The organism is Microcystis sp. M49636_WE2, from assembly GCF_030065375.1.
In the GTDB taxonomy this organism is placed as follows: Bacteria; Cyanobacteriota; Cyanobacteriia; order Cyanobacteriales; family Microcystaceae; genus Microcystis; species Microcystis aeruginosa_C.
Genome location: NZ_JASJFG010000046.1, coordinates 1 through 5,430, shown reverse-complemented (window position 1 = coordinate 5,430; position 5,430 = coordinate 1). Strand labels below are relative to the sequence as shown.

Annotated in this window: 5 protein-coding genes; 4 read left to right on the top strand and 1 reads right to left on the bottom strand. The window is 45.3% G+C overall.

The genetic code is table 11. The features are described 5' to 3' along the window. The first annotated feature begins 182 nt into the window (after positions 1–182). Both PX484_RS00895 and PX484_RS00890 read left to right on the top strand, forming a co-directional pair. Positions 183–1,577 (top strand): DUF2252 domain-containing protein, encoded by a 1,395-nt coding sequence (locus tag PX484_RS00895; RefSeq protein ID WP_287766155.1) that lies wholly within the window; start codon positions 183–185, stop codon positions 1,575–1,577. A gap of 308 nt (positions 1,578–1,885) precedes the next feature. Beyond that, the gene (locus PX484_RS00890) at positions 1,886–2,269 is read left to right on the top strand and encodes a DUF4346 domain-containing protein (protein ID WP_002800162.1); all 384 of its coding nucleotides are present in this window, start codon (positions 1,886–1,888) and stop codon (positions 2,267–2,269) included. A gap of 145 nt (positions 2,270–2,414) precedes the next feature. On the opposite strand, the gene PX484_RS00885 is transcribed toward PX484_RS00890, so the two are convergent. Next, complete coding sequence (locus tag PX484_RS00885) at positions 2,415–3,278, bottom strand: branched-chain amino acid ABC transporter permease (protein WP_287667555.1); 864 nt, start codon at positions 3,276–3,278, stop codon at positions 2,415–2,417. 270 nt (positions 3,279–3,548) lie between these two features. On the opposite strand from PX484_RS00885, the gene PX484_RS00880 reads away from it, so the two are divergent. After that, the gene (locus tag PX484_RS00880; protein ID WP_002760385.1) at positions 3,549–4,058 is read left to right on the top strand and encodes a pentapeptide repeat-containing protein; all 510 of its coding nucleotides are present in this window, start codon (positions 3,549–3,551) and stop codon (positions 4,056–4,058) included. After that, a complete protein-coding gene (locus tag PX484_RS00875; RefSeq protein ID WP_287667558.1) occupies positions 4,055–5,182 on the top strand; it encodes a 5-(carboxyamino)imidazole ribonucleotide synthase in 1,128 nt (375 codons plus the stop codon). Before PX484_RS00880 ends, PX484_RS00875 begins: the two co-directional genes overlap by 4 nt. The last annotated feature ends 248 nt before the right edge of the window (positions 5,183–5,430 follow it).

Genomic DNA, 5,430 nt, shown 5'->3' with positions numbered 1-5,430 from the left:
TGAAATGGGGCGAAAGTCTGTGGACTCTGTGTAAGACAGTACATGGTTTTTTAACTGTGGTATGCGACGGTGGTGGAAGCAGAAACTTAAATCGTGAGGTTTAGGAATCGCCGCACTTTTAGGGCGGCGAGGATGTCAACTAACAGCAAGGGATGTAATCTCATTCAGGGGAAAAAGTCGCTATGAACCACCAAATAGAAACCCCGATCCGGTCACCTTCTCAAGCTCGATTCCGTTCACGGGAAGAACGCATCCAGATCGGTAAATCCCTGCGGGAGCGATTGCCGCGTTCTCGCCACGCTATCTGGCAACCCCCCGCAGCTGGTCGAGAGCCGATCGAAATCATCGAAGCATCAAATCAAGGGCGATTACAGGAATTAATTCCCATCCGCTACGGACGAATGTTGCGGAGTCCCTTTACCTTCCTGCGCGGTTCCGCTGCCTTGATGGCCTACGATCTGGCCACCACTCCCAAAACCGACATTATCGTGCAGGCCTGCGGAGATTGCCACCTGTTGAACTTCGGATTTTTTGCCACCCCCGAACGCAATTTAGTCTTCGATATTAACGATTTCGACGAAACCCTACCCGCACCTTGGGAATGGGATCTCAAGCGTCTCGTGGTCAGTTTTGTCATCGCCGGCAGGGATAGCGATCTATCCGATCGAGAATCGAAGGCAGCGGCGATCGATTGCGCTCGTTCCTATCGAGAACACCTGCGGGAATATTCTCGCCTCAGTCCCTTAGAGGTATGGTACACGCGCATAGGAGTAGAACAGGTGCTCGAGATGGCTCCCGACGAAAAGACACGCAAGATACGGGAACAGATGATGACAAAGGCCCGCGAGCGCATCATCGAACATCTCTACCCCAAGATCGTCACCCAAAGCGGGGGACGCAATCGCTTTGTCGATCAGCCGCCCATTCTCTACCATGTCAACGAACCGGATTGGGAGACTCTCGTGCGTGAGGGTCTGGAAGACTATCGCCAATCCCTGCCGGAGGAACGCCGGGTCCTGTTCGATCGCTACCAGTTAGAGGACTTTGCCCTGAAAGTGGTGGGCATTGGTAGTGTCGGCACCAGATGTTATATCGCCCTATTGTTCTCGGAAGATAACCATCCCCTCATCCTACAAGTTAAGGAGGCTTGCCCTTCGGTTCTCGAACCCTATACCGCCAAGAGCCAGTATGAAAATCAGGGACAACGGGTGGTTACAGGCCAGAGATTGATGCAATCCTCTAGCGACATATTTTTAGGCTGGACCCAGGGAAGACGGGGCAATAACTTCTATTTACGGCAACTGCGGGATATGAAGTTTTCCCTACCCATTGAGGGAGTATCGGCCGTCCAACTGCAACGCTACGCCGAGTTCTGTGGCTGGACCTTGGCCCGCGCCCACGCTAAATCTGGAGATGCGGCCACCATTAGCGGTTATTTGGGGAAAGGAGATCAGTTCGATCTAGCGATGGGCGAATTTGCGATCGCTTATGCCGAGCAGACAGAACAAGATCACGCCGCTTTGGTGGAAGCGGTCAAAACAGGACGGGTCGAGGCTTTGGTGGAAGAAAATTTATAGCATTAAGCTATCAGCCTGTTATTTTTCGACCTTAGATTAGGGGCGCCGCTCTCTTAGGTTTGGTGGGTAAAATGTATTCTAAGATACAGTCCTGCGGGCGAGTGAGTGGAAGGAACCACAGAGACACAGAGGACACAAAGATCGATCACTACTATATAAGTTAAACTTATCACACAAAGAATAACAGAGCCGATTTGCTCACAGAAAATAGGGCTTATCTCGACAAAATACTCTAGAACAAGGATGATGGTATGTGATATAATTTGCTCTTGCTTTCAACTACATATTTAAGTAATTTTGTCAAGAAAATGAGCGAATTAAAATCCCAAATCACGGCTATTGATCATCAACTTTCCAAACGTCCGATCGCTCTCGATCCCGCAGGATATTTTATTATTTATCTCGACCGAGAAGCAGGGTTAATCTGTGCCAAACATTACAGCAATATTATCAATGAAAAAGGTTTAGCCGTCGATCCAGAAACGGGAAAAGTTATCGGTGTTAGGCAAAAACTTGATCGCAATCCTGAGAATATTTACACTGCAAGAACTGCCAAAGAATTAGCCGTCAAAGTGATCGAAGAAACCCAACCTTGTCCGATTACTATGTTCGATCATGCTGCTTATTTAGGTCGAGAATTTACCCGCGCTGAATACGCTTTAATCACCGGGGAAGAATATATTCAGGATTAAAGATTGGGCTTTTCAGTGTTGCCAAAGGCACGGCGTAGCCGTCCAGTAAACAGTAAACAGTAAACAGGGATAAAGATGAAGATAAATAAATAACTTAAAACTTACATCTGATAACTGATAACTGTTAACTGATAACTGATAACTGTTAAACCGTGCCTTTAAATAAACCTTGAGGACGGAATAATAACAGCAAGATCATAATTAATAAAGCCACGGCTAATTTATAATCAGAACCAATTAAGGGAACACTAATTTCTTGGGCAACACCAATAATTAAAGCCCCAGCAATCGCTCCGTAGGGATTACCAATACCACCCAAAATCACGGACGCAAACATTGGTAAGATTAAAAACCAGCCCATATTGGGACGCACTCCCCCGGTAATTAACCCGAACATCCCTCCAGCTAAAGCAGTTAAAACTCCCGTGATTATCCATGTCCAGAAAACAACCCATTCGACGTTAATTCCAGTTACTCTAGCTAAATCGTTGCTGTCAGCTACGGCACGCATTGCCTTACCGATCTTAGTTTTTTGCAATAGCAAATGGAGGGCAATAATAACTATAATTGCCAAACCAATAACTAACAAGCGATCAAAAGCTACTTTAATCCCAAAAATTTCTGTAGCGGTCATCACAGGCAGATCGTAGCGTTGATTACTACCGCCCCAGATCATTAAAATACCATTGCGAAGAAATAAAGCCAAACCGATCGAAATAATAATTAAAGTGGTAGAATCAGCCCGTCGATCGCGCATAGGTTTCCATAATAATCTCTCGGCAATGAGCATGGCAATAGCTGTCACTGCTGCGCCCACCAGCATCGCTAACCAGAGATTAATCCCTTGAGCATTTACCACCCAAGTTATGTAAGCACCCAAAGTCATAAAATCGCCGTGGGCAAAATTAGACAGACGCAAAATGCCACAGGTAAGGGTTAAACCGACAGCAGCCAGAGCAATAATACTGCCGACGGCTAAACCATTGAATAAAAGTTGCGGTGTATCCATCAAACCTCTTGTATAAATCAGAAATTGTCCTTAGAAATAGGAGTCAGGAGAGAGAAAATTAATTAACTTTTGTCTTTTACCTTATTTAGCTGAAAGCTGAGGGACTGTAGCTTAAATATTTTTGTTTAGACCAAATTGCATGGCAGTATAAGCCTAGACAGCCATTATAAAGGTTTGTGTGCCAGCAATTTCTCGCGGCCGGTGAAAAGCTGACGGCTGATGACTTACTGCTATAAAATCAAGAATGCCCACTGATGGAATTTTCCGCCAATGAAGACTATCTTTCGATTAGCGATCGCTTTTTTTGCCTTACTATTTATCCTATCTCCTGTCAATGCCTTAGCTGCCAGTTCTGCTGCTGTCACAGGAGCCAATGCCAGTTATGAAAACCAGAATCTGACAGGGAAGGATTTTTCGGGACAAAATTTGCAATCTGCCCAATTTACTAACGTTAATCTCCAAGATTCTAACTTTAGTTCTGCCGATTTGCGCGGGGCAGTGTTTAACGGAGCCTCTATCATCGAAGGCAACTTTCATGGAGCGGACTTAACCAATGGGTTAGCCTATCTGAGTACCTTTAAAAATTCCGATTTAAGCGATGCCATTTTTGCCGAAGCGATCATGCTGCGTACCATTTTCGAGGGAGTAAACATCAACGGTGCTGATTTTAGTTTTGCAGTGCTTGACGCTCAACAAATCAAAAATCTCTGTGAAAGAGCCGAGGGTGTAAACTCAAAAACCGGCGTCTCTACCCCGGAATCTTTAGGATGTGATCAATGATGCAAACCCGGGTTGGTGTTATTGGTGGTGGACAATTAGCATGGATGATGGCACAGGAAGCCAAGAGATTAGGCATTTCTCTGATTGTACAAACACCACACCCCGACGATCCCGCCGTTGCTTTAGCTGACGGGGTTGTTTTCGCTGAAATAGCTGACGCGGAAGGCACAAAAAAACTAGCTCAACATTGTGATCTGATCACTTTTGAAAATGAGTTTGTTAATTTAGATGCCCTAGAAGAATTAGCGGCCACAGGAGTGCAATTCTATCCTAGTTTGGCAAATCTGCGCCCCCTATTGGATAAATACGAGCAAAGATGTTATTTACGCTCCCTAGGGTTGCCTGTGCCTGATTTTTGGGCGATAGATAATTTATCCCCACTAGAAAATTATCCTTTTCCGCTAGTACTGAAAGCGCGACGACACGGTTATGATGGTCAAGGAACCTTTATTATTCGCACTCCTGAAGAATTAAACGCCAAAAAGCCGCAATTAGAGCGTCTTGACTTGATGTTAGAAGCTTATATTCCCTACGAGCGCGAATTAGCCATCGTTGCCGCTAGGGGATTAACTGGGGAAATCGTCACCTATCCCGTGGTGGAAACCTATCAAGAGGAGCAAGTCTGTCGCTGGGTGATTGCTCCCGCCGCTCTTAACCAATCTTTACAGGCTCAAACCGAATCTATCGCCCATCATCTGTTAAGTAGTTTGTCGGCGGTGGGTGTTTTCGGGATCGAGTTATTTGTCACTCCCCAGGGAGAGGTATTGATTAATGAAATCGCTCCCCGTACCCATAATTCGGGTCATTACAGCCTTTCTGCCTGTCTTACCTCCCAATTTGCCCTACAACTGCAAGCAGTGGCTAATTTGCCCCTTGGAGCCACGGACTTAAAATCTGCTGGGGCAGTCATGGTTAATTTATTGGGTTTTGAGGATAGTGACGGCGATTATGGGGAAAAAAGAGCAGTTTTAGCGGCAATTCCAGACGCTCACGTTTTTTGGTACGGTAAAAAATCCCGTCCCGGTCGAAAATTAGGCCATGTCACCCTCTTAAGGGATACAAGCGATCGCTCTGAGTTATTGGCCCTAGCAAAGCAGATAGAAAAGCTTTGGTATGGTTGTTAGGGAATTATGAATTATGAATTATGAATTGGGGAGTATTTTCAGTAAACAGTAAACAGTAAACAGTGAACTGATAACTGATAACTGATAACTGATTCAGTAAATCCTAATTAGAGTCTGCTGAATAAATCTAAAAACCTTGTTGGATAAGAATTTTAGACTTTTTTCCCATCAAAAAGTGCCAGACATTGGGGGGATCGGGGGGGAAATTTAGGCACTTTTTCCCTGAAAATTAGGTAATTGACCCTCTG

What these genes read in the sequence shown, in the direction of transcription:
- PX484_RS00875 (WP_287667558.1), top strand. Translation starts at nt 4,055, where the DNA reads ATGATGCAAACCCGGGTTGGTGTTATTGGTGGTGGACAATTAGCATGG.
- PX484_RS00895 (WP_287766155.1), top strand. Translation starts at nt 183, where the DNA reads ATGAACCACCAAATAGAAACCCCGATCCGGTCACCTTCTCAAGCTCGA.
- PX484_RS00885 (WP_287667555.1), bottom strand. Translation starts at nt 3,278, where the DNA reads ATGGATACACCGCAACTTTTATTCAATGGTTTAGCCGTCGGCAGTATT.
- PX484_RS00880 (WP_002760385.1), top strand. Translation starts at nt 3,549, where the DNA reads ATGAAGACTATCTTTCGATTAGCGATCGCTTTTTTTGCCTTACTATTT.
- PX484_RS00890 (WP_002800162.1), top strand. Translation starts at nt 1,886, where the DNA reads ATGAGCGAATTAAAATCCCAAATCACGGCTATTGATCATCAACTTTCC.